The organism is Microcoleus sp. AT9b-C3, from assembly GCF_036705485.1.
Classification (GTDB): Bacteria; Cyanobacteriota; Cyanobacteriia; order Cyanobacteriales; family Microcoleaceae; genus Microcoleus.
Window position 1 is genome coordinate 1 of the sequence record NZ_JAUBUR010000043.1, and the last position, 18,239, is coordinate 18,239.

Sequence of the window (18,239 nt, forward strand, 5' to 3'; positions counted from 1 at the left end):
ATTTTTAAAATACGAGCCATAAAACGCACCATCAACGCTACCTCTCTATTATATGCAACTTCACATAAAATTGGTATAACGCAGATAAGTAAGATCGAATTTTGCTTTTTAAACTTGTGGATAAAATCAAGATATTGTTTGTGTGCAGTCAGAATAAGTGGAGAAGTTTGACTGCCGAGAAGATATGCCAGAAGGTTAGTGGCTACAGCGTGCGATCGGCGGGAACGGAAAAAGGTGCAAGAATTAGAGTAACTGAGGGTCTTGTCGGTTGGGCGGATGTGATATTTGTGATGGAGAAGAAGCATGGCGATCGACTTCGCAGCAAATTCCCGGAAAGTCTCGAAGGCAAGAAAGTTATTTGTCTGCAAATCCCGGACAGTTACGAATATATGGAACCGGAGTTAGTCGAGCTTTTGCAGGCGAAACTGAACCCCTATATGGAAATGCCAGATAACGAGATAAATTTTATGCAGCGAGTTTTGGAACCGGAAGTGATGGATTCCTTGGAAGAGGCGATCGAATACGATTCGATGGACTTTACTGAGGTTAATGCTGCTTTTGCTCAGAGTGCTGCGGTCTTGGGGCCGGTTTTTGGAAACGTTTTGGATGCGGGGACGGGTACGGCGAGAATTCCGATCGCCCTTTGTCAAGTGCGGCCAGCATGGAAATTGACTTGCATTGATTTGTCGGCAAATATGCTGAAAGTCGGGGCCCAAAATGTGGAAAAGGCGGGCGTGCGATCGCAAATTAGTCTCGAATTAATTGATGCTAAGGCAATGCCTTACCCTGACAACTATTTTGACATGGTGATTTCTAACAGCATTATCCACCATTTGCCCGATCCGCTGCCGTTTTTGCAGGAAGTCAAGCGGGTGTTGAAACCGCAGGGAGCAATTTTTTTGCGGGATTTGCTGCGGCCGGAAACACCGGAAATCAGGGATAATTTAGTCAAGCTGTATGCGGGAGATTGCAACGCGCATCAGAAACAGTTATTCAGCGATTCGTTGCAAGCAGCATTTACGCTGGATGAAGTTGAGGAGATGATCCAAAATGCCGGGTTGGATGGGTTGAGGATTTATGAATCTTCAGACAGGCACTGGACGGCAGAACGTGCTTGGTGCGAGTCTTTGTAGACTGGGGACGATCGCCCGATAACATTTCAATTGAGGATAGGAGCGATCGCGCCTTTCCACCTATGCGCCTTAGCGTTGCACGCTCTGTTTGTTGTTTAATTAGTGTTGGCGGGTCGGAAAAATTAGTATGATTGAACCGCGAAGACGCGTTCGGCGAAGCCGTTCCCGAAGGGTAGGACGCGAAGGAAGAGTCAGGAAGAATCAGAAGTAGATAATCTTCTCCGAGGAAGGAAGTAAGATGTTTAAGCATCTGATCGGAAAAATGTGCGATCGAAGTTATGCCGAAAAAGCCCGTTCCGCGACCAGAAGATCAAGAGTCGCATTTGAAGAAGCTCAGGGAAGAACTGGAGATGAGTCAGGAAGATTTGGCACGAGAGCTTGGCGTTTCGTCGCAAACAATCAGTCGTTGGGAGTTGGGAAAGAACGTACCGACGTTCACCGTCAAGCAGATGAAAGCTTTGGAGAAGTTGCTGGCTAGCATCGGCAGGTTGATCGGGGACTTGCCAGACAATCTGTGATCGAAATCATTAAACAAGCCCACGGATAAATCCGTGGATCACTTTTTCCAATCTAAAATCTAAAATCTAAAATCTAAAATCACTCGATCGCGCCCTTGGTCTTTAGCTTGATAAAGCGCGCGGTCTGCCGCTGCAATCAAGTTTTTTTGTGTTGCGGACGATCGAGGAACCGTACTCGCTACTCCCAAACTCAGCGTCACGAAAGAACACACCGCTGAATTAAGGTGTTCGATTTGTAGTTCTTTTACCCAAACTCGAATTTGCTCTGCAATCCTGACAGCTATTTCAGGTGAAATCCGAGGCAAAATCACTGCAAATTCTTCGCCTCCGTAACGAGCTACCAGAGTCTCCCCCGAAACTGCGCCTGTTGAGTAATTTACCGCTGCCACAATAGTTTGGGCTACCTGCTGCAAGCAAGCATCTCCTGCCTGATGTCCGTAAGTATCGTTGTATTTCTTAAAAAAGTCAATATCGCATAAAATTAAAGATAGTTCTGCTGCTTCTTGTCCCAATTTCTGCCATTCTTTCTCTAAGTATTCGTTAAAACAGTGGCGGTTGGCAATCTGAGTTAAGCCATCTAAGTTGGCAAGGCGATACAATTCCGAATTAGCTGCTTTTAATTGAGAATTAGCTGCTTCTAACTCGGATTGCATGAGCGATAAATTGTAATAAAGTTCGCTCATAGACCAAGTAGCTTGTTGGTGAATTTGGGATAAAGCTACCCAGAGTTGATGCACGTCTAAAAGTCGGTAAACTTGAGGCTCTAACTGCACAACAATCGGCTCGTAAAGTAATTCCGGCGGCCGCTGCACGGAGCGCTGAGCTGCCAGGACAATTAAGGCTACTCCTGGTAAAATCAAACTATCGGTTTGAGCTATTTGATACAAGGCTATAATCGGCCTGCAAGCAAATATATCTACTCCGTAAGGGCGGCTCATGCGTTCCATAAATCGCCGACGCGATATCATCCCTAAAAATTCCCCATTTACGGTCAAGATAACTCCCGGAAGCAGCGGGTGAGCTTGAAAAAACCGAGCTACTTCTTTGGCGAGATATGAGGAGTCAACCTGAAAATTGAATAGAGCCAAATCCTTAAGAGTAGACTCTAAAGATAAATTATTGGGTGAGTTTTCTGGCGAGTTAGACGGCTCAATAAATTCAACAGACACAGCGCAGATCCGAATAAATAATAAACCAGCAACAAAGCTAGTGTCAGCTATTAAATTATATAATTATTTATTTATTACCAGTGGCTGTATTCTTTACTACACTATTTATTTAAGGGGATAAGCTGCTGCGTTAGTTTCTGCCGTACTTGCATTGCATTGATTCATCCTCACTCAATTAGAGATTTATTGAATTATTACTCAATTTTTGACTCGGGGTTTTTTGCGCCGTAAAAAAAAACAGTTTCTGCACCAGTCCTCAACTCATTCGCGGTGCACAAAAACTCCAAAAAAGTGGTGAGTTTTTAACCCTGGGTCGAGGCTGTAACGAGGTTTTGCATAAAAAAAACGTAGTCTCTGCCGCTGTTTTTAACTCAAAACTCAACACTCAACTCCCTCACCACCCCCAAGTTCCTGGCCCTCCCTTAAACGGGCCGACAATATCTTTGGTAATCCAGCCGCCGTAAAAATCCCCTGGTTGAGATTGCACTAATTCTCCGTCCACATAACAGGCATCCATCTTGCTGGGATAAAAAGCCACATAATCTTTAATAGCTGCAAAAACCTGATTAGGATTGGGATAAAACCAAGCGGCATTTATTACTTCTTTCGATTCTACCGTCACAGTGTAATAACCGGCTTGTCCCTTCCACTCGCACCAAGAACCCCGTAAAGTTTTGTGCAAATATTCCATTTTGATGTCATCGGGGCAGATATAGTAGACAGGAGGGTGACTTGTCTCCAATACCCGCTGAGGACGGCGCGTGTCGGCGATCGTCACTCCATTAAAAATTATCTGTACGTGTTTGGTCGATTCCTCCAGCCGAGGGGGACGCGGGTAATCCCAAACAGACTCTTCACCAGGGCCGGGCTCTATTCGATCGAAGTTCATTTGCACTATCTCCCCTGCAAAAAAAACACTTAGCGACTTAGCATTACAATTTAATGTACCCTTAATCGAGTCGCTGCTTCAGAGCAAACCAGCTTTTCTCAACTCTTCGTAATATGAGCATTCGCGGTATAGATGTTTCCGACTACCAGCCCAATGTCAATTGGCAAGCAGTTGCCCGGGATGGTATTACCTTCAGTTTTGTCAAATCGACCGAGGGTGCAACATTCGTTGCCCAAACTTTTGCCCGCAATTGGGCGGCGATGAAAGCGGCCGGGATTCAACGCGGTGCTTACCACTTTTTTCAACCTGCAAGCAGCATTCAAGGACAAATAGATTTGTTCTTGAAAACTGTAAAACTCGAACCGGGGGATTTGCCGCCAGTCTTGGATGTGGAAACTACAGGCGGTTTGAGTGTGGATCAATTGTGCGATCGAGCCGCAATTTGGTTAGAAGCTGTCGAAAAAGCCACCTTGATGCGGCCGATTATCTACACCTACCCTGGTTTCTGGGACAACTTGGGGACAAAACGGTTTGCTGATTACCCGCTGTGGATTGCTCACTATACCAGTGCTGAAGAACCTTGGGTTCCCGGCGGCTGGAAAACTTGGACTTTTTGGCAGTACAGCGACACAGGCACCGTGTCCGGCGTATCGGGCAATGTAGACACCAATATTTATGAAAGCGTCCGAGAAGGCGCCCTAAGTTATAAAGTTGCAGACATCCAGAGGGAATTAAGAATTAAAGGTTTTTATCAAGGCGCGATGGATGGTAAATTTGGAGCCACCACCACAGCGGCGCTCATCTCGTTTCAGAAATCTCAAGGTCTCAATCCAGACGGCATTGCCAGCCTCAAAACTTGGGCCGCTTTGATGCGAAAATCTCCCAAAGTAGTTGTCCCCCCTCCAGCCCCCACACCCGTCCCGCAGCCGACTCCCACTCCCATATCAGACGTGCGGCTGACTCAGGTATTCTCGTCTTATAAAGCTAGCGCTAGCCAAGATACAGCCTTAATTTGGCTGCAAAGTCAGGTTCCTCCCTCTATTTTAGGGGAATTTGCTCAAAAATGGCGGGCAACTGCCTTACCTCCAGACAGTAATTTGCGATTGATAGATGTGGGCAAATTTTATCGCGGTTTAACACAACAAGACCAAGCTTTAGATTGGCTGCAAAAACAAATTTCTCCGGCTATTATTACCGAGTTTGCACAAAAATGGCGCTCTCAATCTATTGTCACTAACTCTCCGATTCGGCTGATAGATGCGTGCAAATTTTATCGGGCTGCACCCCAGCAAAACCAGGCTTTAGATTGGCTGGAAGGGCGAGTTTCACCGGCAATTCTATCGGAGTTTTTTCGCAGGTGGCAGAATGCCAGTCGATTATAAATTTTAGAGGGGAGATTTTAGATGGGAGATTTTAGAGGGGAGATTGACTCCACAGATAAATTTGGGGGTTTGATCGCTCTGTAATTGGAAAGCCCACAACTCTTGCTATTTGAGATTTGAGATTGACAAGCGAATTTCTTAATGGTACCCGCCACGTGATTTATCCGTGGAATCAATCCAAAATCTAAAATCTAAAATCCTCAAGCCTCCGAATTTATCCGTGGGGTCAATCCAAAATCTAAAATCTAAAATCTAAAATCGAATGACTCCCCATCAAAATTCGTCAAATCCTCTCCCTCTGTGCCCGCATCCCCATCTGACCCTCTAACATAACAGACAATCTCTCGCTGAGCTACAGCTTACTCCCATCTTTGACGCCAAGAGAATTATCTGATAAAGTTATAGCGACTATCAAGTTTTTTTAATCTTATTGGGAAAAATCCAGGGCCGTGCCGAGTTTGTAAGCTGCGCCGCAAATAGCGCCTGCACTGCAATTACCCGCGATCGAACATTTAAAACTAAGCGGGCAGCCTGTAACAATTATATCTATGGAAATCTCCTTTAACATCACCCTGTTGATGGTCATGACCGTCATCTGTGGCATCAGCGCTCAAGTTCTCGCCGCTTATCTGAAAGTTCCGGCGATCGTCTTTTTGCTGTTGTTTGGAATTTTAGCCGGCCCAGACTGCTTGGGAGTGCTGCACCCGAATCTGCTGGGCAGCGGTTTGGAAGTTATGGTATCCCTTTGCGTAGCTTTAATTCTGTTTGAAGGCGGCTTGAATTTGGAATTGCGAGATTTGGGCAAAGTTTCCGGCAGCATCCGCAATTTAGTTACCGTAGGCACTTTAATTACGCTAATTGGCGGCGGAATGGCCGCACACTGGTTGGGGGAATTTCCCTGGCCGATCGCATTTTTGTATGCTTCTCTAGTAGTCGTCACAGGCCCGACAGTAATCGGCCCTTTGCTCAAACAAGTATCTGTTGACAAACAAGTTGCCGCTTTGCTAGAAGCTGAAGGCGTTTTAATCGATCCTGTCGGAGCAATTCTGGCGGTATTGGTGCTGAATATTATTTTAAACGGCAATGCTGATTTGGTGGTTTTGTTCCGAGATTTAATCGTGCGACTCTTCGTTGGCGCAGTCGTCGGAGTTGCGGGCGGTTGGTTGCTGGGATTCATTCTCAAGCGATCGCAATTTCTCTCGGAAGACCTCAAAAACTTAGTAGTTTTAGCCGGTTTGTGGGGATTTTTCGGCTTAGCAGAAGAAATCCGCAGCGAATCGGGACTGATGGCAACAGTCCTCTCCGGCATCGTCCTCAGAGCCGCTGCTGTGCCGGAAGAAAGGCTGCTGAGGAGGTTTAAAGGTCAACTGACAGTCCTGGCTATTTCCATGCTGTTCGTGCTGCTGGCGGCCGATTTATCACTCGCTAGTGTGGTCGCCCTCGGTTGGGGAAGTTTGTTTACAGTTTTAGCTTTAATGTGGGTAGTGCGACCGATCAACGTTTGGCTGTGTACTTGGAACAGCGGACTGAATTGGCGGCAGAAATTATTTGTTTGTTGGGTAGCACCGAGGGGAATTGTCTCAGCGTCGATCGCATCTTTATTTGCAATTTTGCTCACCCAGCGGGGAATCAACGGCGGCGACTCGATTAAAGCCTTAGTTTTCCTAACAATTATTATGACAGTTTTCGTCCAGGGACTAACGGCCGGACGGATCGCTCAACTTTTGGGCATCACCTCAAAATCCGCAACCGGTGCTGCAATTGTCGGGTCAAATCCTTTAAGCAGATTAATTGCTCGCTTGTTTCAAGAACGCGGAGAATCGGTGGCAATTATCGACACCGACCCGGAAGCTTGTGCACAAGCAGAACGAGAAGGTTTGCGGGTGTTTTTGAGCAGTGCACTCGACCACAGCGTGTTAGAAGAAGCCGGACTCGAATCGATGGGAACTTTTCTGGCAATGACTAACAACGGCGAGGTAAACTTAGTGTTAGCTCAGCGGGCGGCCGAAGAGTTTGCACCGCCGAGGGTTTTGGCAATATTCCCCAAAGATCCGCAAGCAAATACGCCTGCAAATCCGACTAAAATTAATCAAGCTTTTGTCTCGGATTTGTCGCTGAAGGATTGGAACGAATATTTGAATGACAGCGAAGTGAAATTAGGGGAAACTGAGTTAAAAAGTGAGGGATTGCAGTTTCAGATTGCTCACTTGCAAGCTTTGGTTAAAGCCGGGGAGTTGGCGCCGCTGCTGCTGGAAAGGCAAGGATACTTGCAAGTAGTGTCGGCGACTCAGATTTGGCAAGCAGGCGATCGAATTATTTATTTGTTGTACGATCCGAAACCGAAATTGTTGAAAAGATTGTCTGGTTCGTCGCAGTCTCGTTTGACTTTGGAAAAGCATCAGGTAGTTGAAGAAGTGCCGATTCCTTCTCCGGTTTTAGACCCGGTTTTGGAGTCAGCGGAAATAGCAAAGGATGCTCCAGTTTTGCAGCCACCAGTTTCGCGATAGGGGCAGTATCCTCGATCGTACTCTGTAATCTGCTTGTCGCGATCGTCCTTACTCTGCCTCCCCAATTAAAGTAAATGCCGCCCAATTTCGCGGCTGGGGATGAGTTTTCATCGTGGTTAACATTGCTTGCCGCAATGCCTGTGCTTTGTCGGGATTATTTTGCAAGTTTTGATAAAAGGTCTGCATCAATTCCGATGTCGGCGCATCGGGAACCGCCCATAAAGAAACAATTACACTCGGCACTCCGGCCGAAATCAAAGCGCGCGACAAGCCAATTACTCCATCCCCGGTAATTCGGCCTTCTCCAGTGTTGCAAGCACTCAAAACAACTAAGTTTGCTTGCAGTTTCATGTCGAAAATCTCTTCTGCGGTCAATAAGCCGTCATCGCTACCAGAAGGAGCAAGGGCGATCGCACTTCCCAATCCGCGCACATCATCCAGCAATCCATGCGTTGCTAAGTGAATAATCGATGCTTGGGGCATTTTTTGGACGATCTGGGCTTTTGTCCCTTGTGCGCCTGTGATGGCTTGAGTATTGAGCAGAGGGGCGATCGCGATCGCTTCAGCTTCGGCCCCAGGTAGAGGAGACAATTGCCGTTTGGGTTCTCCCAGAGAGAGAGACACGCTTGGCATGGTGGGATTGCCCAAGACTAGAGCCCTGCTGCTGTTGGCTGGCTTCTGTGCTAACTTCTGTCGTTGTTGTCGGGTTAAATCCAATACTTGAATCGAGGGGGCGGTGAGAATCGTGTGTTTTTCGATTAAGTAAGTGCCGTTGGCATCTTGCAGGGCGGGAAAAGGCACCTGGAACAGGGAACCTTGGGGAATGAAAATGACATGGGCATTGGGATCTTTTGGCAAAAGCGTTTCAATTGGGTCAATCAGCAGTTGATGCAGTGTTGGTAAGTTGGGTTGCGGTTGAACAAAACCCGTACTGCTGCGACTGCGAACGGCGAGGAATTCTTGATTGCCAACGATCAAGCTTGTTAGGGAGGCGTTGTGTTGCTGCCAGAGCGGTTTAAGGTCTACCTCGCGGAAGGTAATTTCGCCTGTCGGTTGAATCACCCAAATGTAGAGCGCGGATTCTCGCCCTACTCGTTTGCCCTGAATCTGGAAGTCCTGATAGATGATGGAATACTGCACCAAAGTGGCGTTCTGTGCTTTGGCGATTTGTCGGATTTGCTCGCCGTTGGGAGCAGAGGCGATGACCGGATTGGCATCACCAGTTGATAAGCGCTCTGTCAGGAGCTCGACAAAGGCACGAGCACGTCCCCGTTCCGCAATTTCTAAAGCGGCGATCAGGTTATTCTGAGCCACTCGGACTTCTTGTAGAACGCGATAGGTACGAGCTTGTCCTTCAAAGATGGAGATTTTATTTGCGTCGTTGGAGCCGAGCATTTGACGCATCGATTCCCAAACTTGAATCCCATTGACGAGCATTTTTTCAGCTTCTGTTGGGTTGCCAGCCTTTAAGAACGTCGCTCCCAAGTTGTTGAGCGCGACACCTTCCCCAAGGCGGTCTTTAATGGAGCGGGAGATCGCTAAACTCTGCTGTATATACTCAATGCCTTTGGCCGAGTTGCCCAGAGAGATGTAAGCACCTCCCAAATTGCGCAGTACCTCACCCTCCCTCTGGCGGTCTTTAAATTCGCGGGCGATGGCTAAACTTTGCTGTAAATACTCAATGGCTTTGGCATAGTTGTCCAGATAGTAGTAAGTGAGTCCCAAATTGCCCAGTGCCGCACCTTCCCCTTCGCGGTCTTTAATGGAGCGGGCGATCGCTAAATATTGCTGCCCATACTCAATGGCTTTGCGAGAGTCGCCCAGAGAGCGGTAAGCACCTCCCAAATTGCCCAGTACCCCGCCCTCCCCCTTGCGGTCTTGAATGGAGCGGGCGATGGCTAAACTCTGCTGCCCATACTCAATGGCTTTGCCATAGTCGCCCAGATCGAGGTAAGAACCTCCCAAATTGCCCAGCGCCCTACCTTCTCCTTGGGGGTCTTTAATGGAGCGGGCGATGGCTAACCACTGCTGCCCATACTCAATGGCTTTGCCATAGTCGCCCAGAGACTGGTAAGCGCTCCCCAAATTGCCCAGCGCCCTACTTTCTCCTTGGCGGTCTTGAATGGAGCGGGCGATGGCTAAACTCTGCTGTGAATACTCAATGGCTTTGGCCGAGTTGCCCAGAGAGAGGTAAGCATTTCCCAAATTGCCTAGTGCTGTACCCTCCCATTGGCGGTCTTGAATGGAGCGGGCGATGGCTAAACTCTGCTGTGAATACTCGATGGCTTTGGCATAGTTGCCCAGAGAGTAGTAAGCGACTCCCAAATTGCCCATTGCGAAACCTTCACTTGGGCGGTCTTGAATGGAGCGGGCGATGGCTAAACTTTGCTGTAAATACTCAATGGCTTTGGCCGAGTTGCCCAGAGAGCGGTAAGCACCTCCCAAAAAGTTTAGTGCCAAAGCCTCCCCAAGGCGGTTTTTGATGGTGCGATAAATTTGCAGTGCCTGTTGCCAGGAATTCAGCGCTGCTCTTAATTGGCCAGTCTGAGACTGTTGCATCCCCTGCTTCATTAGCCGATCGCCCTCTGCTTTACGAGCATCGGTAGTTTGAGCGATCGCTGGCAAGAGAGAGTCAGAATTAGTTAATGGGGACATAGTGGCAACCAGGAATAGGGAAATGGAAGCTAGGAAAACATGAGTGAGCCTAGAGTGGGTTGATTTGAGTCGCTTAAATGGGGAATACAGCATAGGATTCTAGAGTTGGAATTTAGAGAATTAGCCCGATCGCTCTTTCTGCCGTCGTCGTGCGATCGCCTCAATCTGCCACAGGCGATCGTCCTTCATAGAAGCTTACTCTGTCTCCCCAATCTCGCTGCAGGGATGGGAACTCTAATCTGAATTAGACGACTATTTTAGCGATCGGGCGATCGGTTTGAATCAAACCATATCCAGTAGCACAGTCAAATTCAACATCAAAACCTGGCGTGTTTAGATCCTCCATATCCAGAGGCGTCTGCTCTAATGCTCGATTAATGTCCGCAAGACTTAAGTTGGGATTTGCCATGCTATCCTGTCACCCCATGTCGATTAGCTGTTGTCGTCAAAATGTGCTCAACTTGAGCTGGAGTTAAAGTCGGATTAGCATTCAAAACTAAAGCCGCTACACCCGCTACTTGTGGCGTTGCCATAGATGTGCCAGTTAGGGTGTCATAGGAGCTATAGGGAGTTGTAGAATAGATGTCTACTCCCGGAGCAACTAAGTAATCTAAAGGTGTGGAACCCGCACGGTTCGAGGTGTCAGCCATCCTGCCGTTTATATCAATGCTGCCCACTGCAATTCCCAAGCGATCGGCATTACGAGCTGGATAATCTGGTTGGTCAACACCCGAATTTCCGGCTGCCATAACCACAACAGAGCCTTTGTTATTTGCATACTCAATTGCGTTATTTACTACGTTGGAAGGGACAAACTCATTTCCCAAGCTGAGGTTAATTACATTGGCTCCATTATCAGCAGCATAGCGGATTCCAGCAGCAACATTATTCGGCTCGCCGTAAAGGGAGGCGTCCAACACTCTGACAGGCATAATCTTAGCGTTGGGGGCAACTCCTGTGATGCCAAAATCATTTTGTTGGGCCGCGATCGCACCTGCTATGTGAGTCCCGTGACCGTAGAAATCCAGATCCATTGGGTTGTTGTCGCTAGCCACAAAATCCCAACCCCGAATATCATCAATGTATCCGTTGCGATCGTCATCAATGCCGTTTCCAGCAATTTCACCAGCGTTCCGCCAAATATTGTCATCCAAGTCAGGATGGGTGTAGTCAACACCACTATCCACGACAGCTACAACAATGCCATTTCCTGTAATGTTTTGATTCCAAACTTCCGGTGCGTTTATGACATCTAGCGCCCAATTATCCTCGCCAATATCGGGAATATCTGGAAAAGGATTTGAGCGGTTTAAGGTGCTGGAAACTGCTGCATTTGCATTCACCAAACCGTAGCCGTAATTACTATTAAAAGTGCCGCTAGGTGTGGGAATATTTAGTTCAGGAATAGAGGTTGCAGAAAGATTCAGGTTGTAATTAGTAGAGTTGCCTAAGAAGCTAGATACTTGGACATAGTATGTTCCTGGAGCCAGATTGGGTACATTAATGACATCGGGGACGATGCCACTCTCAAGAGAGTATTCAATAGTTTCCCCAAAATCAACTACACCGTTGCCGTTTCTATCTTGAATTAGCTTTACGTCAGCATCCGCTCTCAAACCGTCTAGACGCAGGCTAAAATTGCTCTTAGTGTTGATATCGAATCGATAGAAATGGTTGGAATCTCCAACTCCGACAAAATCAGTTAAGTTGATGCTACCATTTTCAACACCAAGAATATTACGAGCTGTCGAAAGAGAGTTCCCTGGATCGGCGAAATTCAACTGGGAAGCAGATATAGTTCCTGTTAGCGGATCTGCATTTATATTCGCCGATTGTGACTGCGGTTTGAGTTGAGAATCGGGGACATCGCCAGTAACTCGATCGCTCGCAGAGTAACTGAAGCCAGCGCCTGCATTAGCTACAATAAAATCTGCTATATGTATCTGTGGGTCGAAGCTGGATGCTGTGGAATTAGTCAAGCTAGATTCAGCACTATAACCAGGAATATTCAATGGCTCGATCGCTCCGTTGAGCAAGTCGCTGTTAGCCGGAAATGTTGATTGGGCGAGATTGTTTGGCTGTTGATTGAAATAAAGGCGATCGTTAGGATTAGTGGTGATGTCTAACATAATTTAAAACCTCAGATATTTAGATTCATTATTGATTTAAATCTTACGCAGCACAGAACGAAAAATCATCCGTTCTACCCACAGACTTGATCTAGTACGGGGTGCAAAATAGATTGCGGGAAAGTGCAATGTAGGTGAATATGTAGAGTAGATGGTTCACTTCCATCAGGGTTAAGATTGAGACGCGATCGCGAACCAAGATTCATTCCACAGTCCGCCAGGGAATTAATTCCCTGTCTCATAGCGCAATTCCTCTAAAAGAGGACTGAAGAATATAACTCATTGGTCCTCTTTTAGATATAAATGTCGCTTTTAGGCACTGAAGTTTTCAAGAGCCATTGATGAGGAATTTATTCCTCGCTACGAAGCTGTAAAAAGCGATCAAAATCCCGGAGCAGAGATAATACTACCTTGAAGATCGGTCACTCTTACATTTGACACAAAGCCTACTATGTCGCCGGAATTCCTAACTTTAATTAGAGTGCCTTGACTCTGTATCGGTTGAGTATCGAATGAACCTGGCGGGGTAAATAGTTTGGCACTTTCTGGTGCATCATACCCAAATAAAACTGTGACGTTTGTCACGTATTGCAAGTCTAGATCGCTAGCATTCAAACCGCCTGCCAATCCAATTCGATCGGCGCCAACTCTGAAACCTACAATAAAATCGGCATTATTAACATCTGTAACTCCGGCTTCTGCTTGGACGACGTACAAATTGCTGCCCCCGATTTTGATTGAACTATTATTATCATCCAAAGCTCCTAAAATGTCGCGACCCAAACCTCCCACCAGAGTGTCATTTCCGTTACCGCTGACTAAAAAATCATTGCCTCTACCGCCCAAGAGAATATCATTTCCCGCACCACCTATCAGAAAATCTGCATCTTGACCGCCGCTGAGAGAGTCATTTCCCTCATCTCCAATCAGGAAGTCTTTACCTTTTCCTCCGAATAAAGAGTCGTTGCCCAAATCCCCGCTGATAATATCTTCTCCTTCATTGCCATAAACCAAATCATTAGCTGTTGAGCCAGTGACGAAATCGTCACCTGCAAGCATCCAAACTCCCAAAGGAAAATTAGTTGCGTCTGCGATCGACAAAGTAACAAATTCGGATGTAGTGTCGCCAAGTAATTGTCTAGATTCTGACGGATCGGGTTGTAAAGCCATAAAAAAAATCCTCTTAACAGTTGACTTAAATCTTAAGCAATCCCGATCGGAAAATCATTCGTTCTACCCACAGACTTGATGAAGTACGGGGTGCAAAATAGATTGCGGGAAAGTGCAATGTATGTGAATATGTAGAGTAGATGGTTCACTTCCATCTGTTTTGAGATTGAGAAGATAAGTCGGCGGTTGAAACCGCGTCTACACAAACAAAGTCTGCCTGCGCCGACTAAAGAATAAAGAGCGTTTCCGATTGCATCGGAATTATTAGTATCCGAAAAGGAGATGGCAGTGCGGTTTCCCTACAATGTTATTTTGGGTAGGGAAACCGCACTGCGGTCTGGTCTATCATTCCGGTACAACCGGAATTGATATAATTTAAGAGGAAATTTAGGAGAAAAATATTGAGTCAATTCGCTATTAATAAAAACTTACTCTGCCTCCCCAATCAGAGTAAATGCCGCCCAATTTCGCGGCTGGGGATGAGTTTTCATCGTGGTTAACATTGCTTGCCGAAGTGCCTGTGCTTTGTCGGGATTATTTTGCAAGTTTTGATAAAATGCTTTCATCAATTCCGCTGTCGGCGCATCGGGAACCGCCCATAAAGAAACAATTACACTCGGCACTCCTGCCGAAATCAAAGCCCGCGACAAACCAATCACCCCATCCCCGGTAATCCTGCCTTCTCCAGTGTTGCAAGCACTCAAAACGACTAAATTTGCTTGCAGTTTCATGTCGAAAATCTCTTCTGCTGTCAATAAGCCGTCATCGCTACCAGAAGGAGCAAGGGCGATCGCACTTCCCAATCCGCGCACATCATCCAGCAATCCATGCGTTGCGAGGTGAATAATCGATGCTTGGGGCATTTGTTGGACGATCTGGGCTTTTGTACCTTGTGCGCCTGTGATGGCTTGAGTGTTGAGCAGAGGCGCGATCGCGATCGCTTCGGCTTCTGCTCCAGGTAGAGGAGACAATTGCTGTTTGGGCTCTCCCAGAGAAAGAGACACACTAGGCATGGTGGGATTGCCCAATACTAGAGCCCTGCCACTGTTGGATTGCTTCTGTACTAACTTCTGTTGTTGTTGTCGAGTCAAATCCAATACTTGAATCGAAGGGGCGGTGAGAATCGTGTGTTTTTCGATTAAGTAAGTACCGCCTTCATCTTGCAGGGCGGGAAAGGGCACCTGGAACAGGGAATTTTGGGGAATGAAAATGACGTGGGCATTGGGATCTTTGGGTAGGAGGCTGGCAATGGGATCGATCAGCAGTTGATGCAGTGTCGGTAAGTTGGGTTGGGGTTGGGTGGAGCCAAAACTGCTGCGACTGCGAACAGCGAGGAATTCTTGATTGCCAACGATCAAGCTGGCTAGAGAGGCGTTGTGTTTTTGCCAGAGGGGTTTGAGGTCTACTTGGCGAAACGCGATTTCGCCCGTCGGTTGAATCACCCAGATGTAGAGCGCGGATTCTCGCCCTACTTGTTTGCCCTCAATCTGAAAGTCGTCGTAGATGATCGAATACTGCACCAAAGTGGCATTCTGTGCTTTGGCGATTTGTCGGATTTGATCCTGGTTGGGAGCAGAGGCGATGACCGGATTGGCATCACCAGTTGATAAGCGCTCTGTCAGGAGATCGACAAAGGCACGAGCGCGTCCCCGTTCCGCAATTTCTAAAGCGGCGATCGGGTTATTCTGAGCCACTCGAACTTGTTGTAAAGTCCGATAGGTGCGAGCTTGTCTTTCAAAGATGGATACTTTATGCGCGTCGTTGGAGCCGAGCATTTGACGCATCGATTCCCAAACTTGAATGGCATTGACGAGCATTTTTTCAGCTTCTGTTGGGTTGCCAGCTTTTAAGAACGCTTCTGCGAGCTTGTTGAGTGCCACACCTTCATCTTGGCGGTTGTTAATTTCGCGGAAGAGGACTAAACTGAGCTGTGCATACTCAATGGCTTTAGCATAGTTGCCCAGAGACAGGTAAGCACCTCCCAAATTCCCCAGTGCTGAACCTTCCCCAAGGCGGTCTTTAATTTCGCGGGCAATCGCTAAACTCTTCTGTGTGTACTCAATGGCTTTAGCATAGTTGCCCAGAGAGTCGTAAGCGGCTCCCAAATTCGCCAGTGCCGCACCTTCCTGTTTGCGATCCTTAATTTCGCGGAAGATGGTTAAACTCTGCTGTGCATACTCAATGGCTTTAGCATCGTTGCCTAGCAAGCGGTAAACGATTCCCAAATTCCCCAGTGCATTCCCTTCCCCTTCGCGGTTTTTAAGTTCGCGGGCGATGGCTAAACTCTGCTCTGTATACTCAATGACTTTGGCATAGTTGCCCAGAGACCGATAAGGGTTTCCCAAATTCACCAGTGCATTCCCTTCCCCTCGGCGATATTTAATTTCGCGGAAGATGGCTAAACTCTGCTGTGCATACTCAATGGCTTGAGCATAGTTGCCCAGAGAGTTGTAAGCGACTCCCAAACTCCCCAGTGCATTCCCTTCCCCTTCGCGGTCTTTAATTTCGCGGGCGATGACTAAATATTGCTGTGCATACTCAATGGCTTGAGCATAGTTGCCCAGAGAGTTGTCAGCGACTCCCAAATTCCCCAGTGCTGAACCTTCCCCTTTGCGGTCTTTAATTTCGCGGGCGATGACTAAATATTGCTGTGCATACTCAATGGCTTGAGCATAGTTGCCCAGAGAGTTGTAAGCGACTCCCAAACTCCCCAGTGCTGAACCTTCCCCTTTGCGGTCTTTAATTTCGCGGGCGATGACTAAATATTGCTGTAAATACTCAATTTCTTGAGCATAGTTGCCTAGAGACCGGTAAGCGACTCCCAAATTCCCCAGTGCGGCCTTTTCCCCTTCGCGGTTTTTAATTTCGCGGGCAATCGCTAAACTCTGCTGTGCATACTCAATGGCTTTAGTATGGTTGCCCAGAGAGTCGTAAGCGACTCCCAAATTCACCAGTGTACCCCCTTCCCCTTTGCGGTCCTGAATTTCGCGGGCGATGGCTAAACTGAGCTGTAAATACTCTATGGCTTTGGCATAGTTGCCCAGAGAGTTGTAAGCGATTCCCAAACTGTTCAGTGCTGAACCTTCCTCTTGGCGGTTCTTAATTTCCCGGGCTATGGCTAACCTCTGCTGTAAATACTCTATGGCTTTAGTATGGTTGCCCAGAGACTGGTAAGCACCTCCCAAAGTCCCCAGTGCATTCCCTTCCCCTTCGCGGTGTTTAATTTCGCGGGCAATGGCTAAACTGAGCTGTGCATACTCAATGGCTTTAGTATGATTGCCCAGAGAGTTGTAAGCGTTTCCCAAATTCGCCAGTGCTGAACCTTCCCCTTTTCGGTTTTTAATTTCGCGGGCGATCCCTAAATATTGCTGTAAATACTCTATGGCTTTAGTATGGTTGCCCAGAGAGTTGTAAGCACCTCCCAAATTCCCCAGTGCATTCCCTTCCCCTTCGCGATCCTTAATTTCGCGGGCGATGACTAAATATTGCTGTAAATACTCTATGGCTTTAATATAGTTGCCCAGAGAGTTGTAAGCGTTTCCCAAATTTGCCAGTGCTGAACCTTCCCCTTTGCGGTTCTGAATTTCGCGGGTGATGGCTAACCTCTGCTTTGCATACTCAATGGCTTGAGCATAGTTGCCCAGAGACAGGTAAGCGACTCCCAAAATGTCCAGTGCCCAACTCTCCCCAAAGCGGTGTTTAGTTTCGCGGGCGATGGCTAAGCTCTGCTGTGCATACTCAATGGCTTTAGTATGATTGCCCAGAGAGTTGTAAGCGACTCCCAAAATGCTCACTGCTGCCTCTTCCCCTTTTCGGTTTTTAATTTCGCGGGCGATGACTAAATATTGCTGTGCATATTCAATGGCTTTAGTATGGTTGCCCAGAGAGTTGTAAGCGAATCCCAAAATGCCCAGTGCTGCCTCTTCCCCTTTTCGGTTTTTAATTTCGCGGGCGATGACTAAATATTGCTGTAAATACTCTATGACTTTAGTAAGGTTGCCCAGAGAGCCGTAAATCCTGCCCAATTTGTCCAGTGCTGCACCCTCCATTCGGCGGTTTTTAATTTCGCGGGCGATGGCTAACCTCTGCTGTGCATACTCAATGGCTTGAGCATAGTTGCCCAGAGACTGGTAAGCGTCTCCCAAAAGGCCCAGTGCTGCACCTTCACTGAGGCGGTCTTTAAGTTCGCGGGCGATGGCTAACCTCTGCTGTGCATACTCAATTGCTTTAGTATGGTTGCCCAGAGACTGGTAAGCGAGTCCCAAAATGCCCAGTGCTGCCTCTTCCCATTCGCGGTTTTTAGTTTCGCGGGCGATGACTAAATATTGCTGTGCATACTCAATGGCTTTGGCGTTGTTGCCTAGAGCGGCGTAAATGGCTCCCAAATTGTTCAGTGCCCGACCCTCCTTAAGGCGGTTTTTGAGAGCACGATAAATTTCCAGTGCCTGTTGCCAGGAATTCAGCGCTGCTGGGACTTGGTCAGTCTGATACTGTTGCTCGCCCTGCTGTATTAGCCGATCGCCCTCCGATTCACGAGCATTGGTAGTTTGAGCACTAGCCGGGAGTGGGGAGTACACGGCAATATAAAAAGCACCAGATAAAAGGCAAAAGGCTAGGGGAAAAAGAAAGCCCGATCGCACTTTTCTATCGCTGGATTTAAGCAGTTTTAGCGAGAAAGATTTCATAG

Annotated in this window: 11 protein-coding genes; 4 read left to right on the forward strand and 7 right to left on the reverse strand. The window is 47.4% G+C overall.

Annotation, left to right across the window (positions count from 1 at the left end; translation table 11 throughout):
- The first annotated feature begins 167 nt into the window (after positions 1-167).
- Positions 168-1,133 carry a methyltransferase domain-containing protein gene (locus QUB77_RS27015; RefSeq protein WP_333179381.1) on the forward strand — a complete coding sequence of 322 codons (966 nt, stop codon included), beginning with the start codon at positions 168-170 and terminating at the stop codon, positions 1,131-1,133.
- A gap of 278 nt (positions 1,134-1,411) precedes the next feature.
- Complete coding sequence (locus QUB77_RS27020; protein ID WP_333179383.1) at positions 1,412-1,651, forward strand: helix-turn-helix transcriptional regulator; 240 nt, start codon at positions 1,412-1,414, stop codon at positions 1,649-1,651.
- A 59-nt stretch (positions 1,652-1,710) separates the two neighbouring features.
- Here the strand turns inward: QUB77_RS27020 and QUB77_RS27025 are convergent, their stop codons facing one another.
- A complete protein-coding gene (locus QUB77_RS27025; RefSeq protein WP_333179386.1) occupies positions 1,711-2,820 on the reverse strand; it encodes a diguanylate cyclase domain-containing protein in 1,110 nt (369 codons plus the stop codon).
- Positions 2,821-3,214: 394 nt separating this feature from the next.
- Positions 3,215-3,709 carry a DUF427 domain-containing protein gene (locus QUB77_RS27030; RefSeq protein WP_333179389.1) on the reverse strand — a complete coding sequence of 165 codons (495 nt, stop codon included), beginning with the start codon at positions 3,707-3,709 and terminating at the stop codon, positions 3,215-3,217.
- Positions 3,710-3,822: 113 nt separating this feature from the next.
- On the opposite strand from QUB77_RS27030, the gene QUB77_RS27035 reads away from it, so the two are divergent.
- Both QUB77_RS27035 and QUB77_RS27040 read left to right on the forward strand, forming a co-directional pair.
- A complete protein-coding gene (locus QUB77_RS27035; protein WP_333179391.1) occupies positions 3,823-5,091 on the forward strand; it encodes a GH25 family lysozyme in 1,269 nt (422 codons plus the stop codon).
- A 548-nt stretch (positions 5,092-5,639) separates the two neighbouring features.
- Positions 5,640-7,598, forward strand: a complete 1,959-nt coding sequence (locus tag QUB77_RS27040; RefSeq protein WP_333179395.1) for a cation:proton antiporter domain-containing protein — start codon at positions 5,640-5,642, stop codon at positions 7,596-7,598.
- Between the two features lie 48 nt (positions 7,599-7,646).
- Here QUB77_RS27040 and QUB77_RS27045 read toward each other — a convergent pair whose 3' ends face one another.
- From QUB77_RS27045 to QUB77_RS27065, 5 genes are all read right to left on the reverse strand, one after another.
- Positions 7,647-10,253 (reverse strand): CHAT domain-containing tetratricopeptide repeat protein, encoded by a 2,607-nt coding sequence (locus QUB77_RS27045; protein WP_333179397.1) that lies wholly within the window; start codon positions 10,251-10,253, stop codon positions 7,647-7,649.
- Between the two features lie 244 nt (positions 10,254-10,497).
- Complete coding sequence (locus QUB77_RS27050; RefSeq protein ID WP_333179400.1) at positions 10,498-10,662, reverse strand: hypothetical protein; 165 nt, start codon at positions 10,660-10,662, stop codon at positions 10,498-10,500.
- A 1-nt stretch (position 10,663) separates the two neighbouring features.
- The gene (locus QUB77_RS27055; protein ID WP_333179401.1) at positions 10,664-12,382 is read right to left on the reverse strand and encodes a S8 family serine peptidase; all 1,719 of its coding nucleotides are present in this window, start codon (positions 12,380-12,382) and stop codon (positions 10,664-10,666) included.
- 381 nt (positions 12,383-12,763) lie between these two features.
- On the reverse strand, positions 12,764-13,552 hold the full coding sequence (locus tag QUB77_RS27060) for a calcium-binding protein (RefSeq protein ID WP_333179403.1): 789 nt from the start codon (positions 13,550-13,552) through the stop codon (positions 12,764-12,766).
- 428 nt (positions 13,553-13,980) lie between these two features.
- Complete coding sequence (locus QUB77_RS27065) at positions 13,981-18,237, reverse strand: tetratricopeptide repeat protein (protein ID WP_333296152.1); 4,257 nt, start codon at positions 18,235-18,237, stop codon at positions 13,981-13,983.
- Positions 18,238-18,239 lie beyond the last annotated feature (2 nt).

What these genes read in the sequence shown, in the direction of transcription:
- QUB77_RS27060 (WP_333179403.1), bottom strand. Translation starts at nt 13,552, where the DNA reads ATGGCTTTACAACCCGATCCGTCAGAATCTAGACAATTACTTGGCGAC.
- QUB77_RS27030 (WP_333179389.1), bottom strand. Translation starts at nt 3,709, where the DNA reads ATGAACTTCGATCGAATAGAGCCCGGCCCTGGTGAAGAGTCTGTTTGG.
- QUB77_RS27040 (WP_333179395.1), top strand. Translation starts at nt 5,640, where the DNA reads ATGGAAATCTCCTTTAACATCACCCTGTTGATGGTCATGACCGTCATC.
- QUB77_RS27020 (WP_333179383.1), top strand. Translation starts at nt 1,412, where the DNA reads ATGCCGAAAAAGCCCGTTCCGCGACCAGAAGATCAAGAGTCGCATTTG.
- QUB77_RS27065 (WP_333296152.1), bottom strand. Translation starts at nt 18,237, where the DNA reads ATGAAATCTTTCTCGCTAAAACTGCTTAAATCCAGCGATAGAAAAGTG.
- QUB77_RS27035 (WP_333179391.1), top strand. Translation starts at nt 3,823, where the DNA reads ATGAGCATTCGCGGTATAGATGTTTCCGACTACCAGCCCAATGTCAAT.
- QUB77_RS27050 (WP_333179400.1), bottom strand. Translation starts at nt 10,662, where the DNA reads ATGGCAAATCCCAACTTAAGTCTTGCGGACATTAATCGAGCATTAGAG.
- QUB77_RS27055 (WP_333179401.1), bottom strand. Translation starts at nt 12,382, where the DNA reads ATGTTAGACATCACCACTAATCCTAACGATCGCCTTTATTTCAATCAA.
- QUB77_RS27045 (WP_333179397.1), bottom strand. Translation starts at nt 10,253, where the DNA reads ATGTCCCCATTAACTAATTCTGACTCTCTCTTGCCAGCGATCGCTCAA.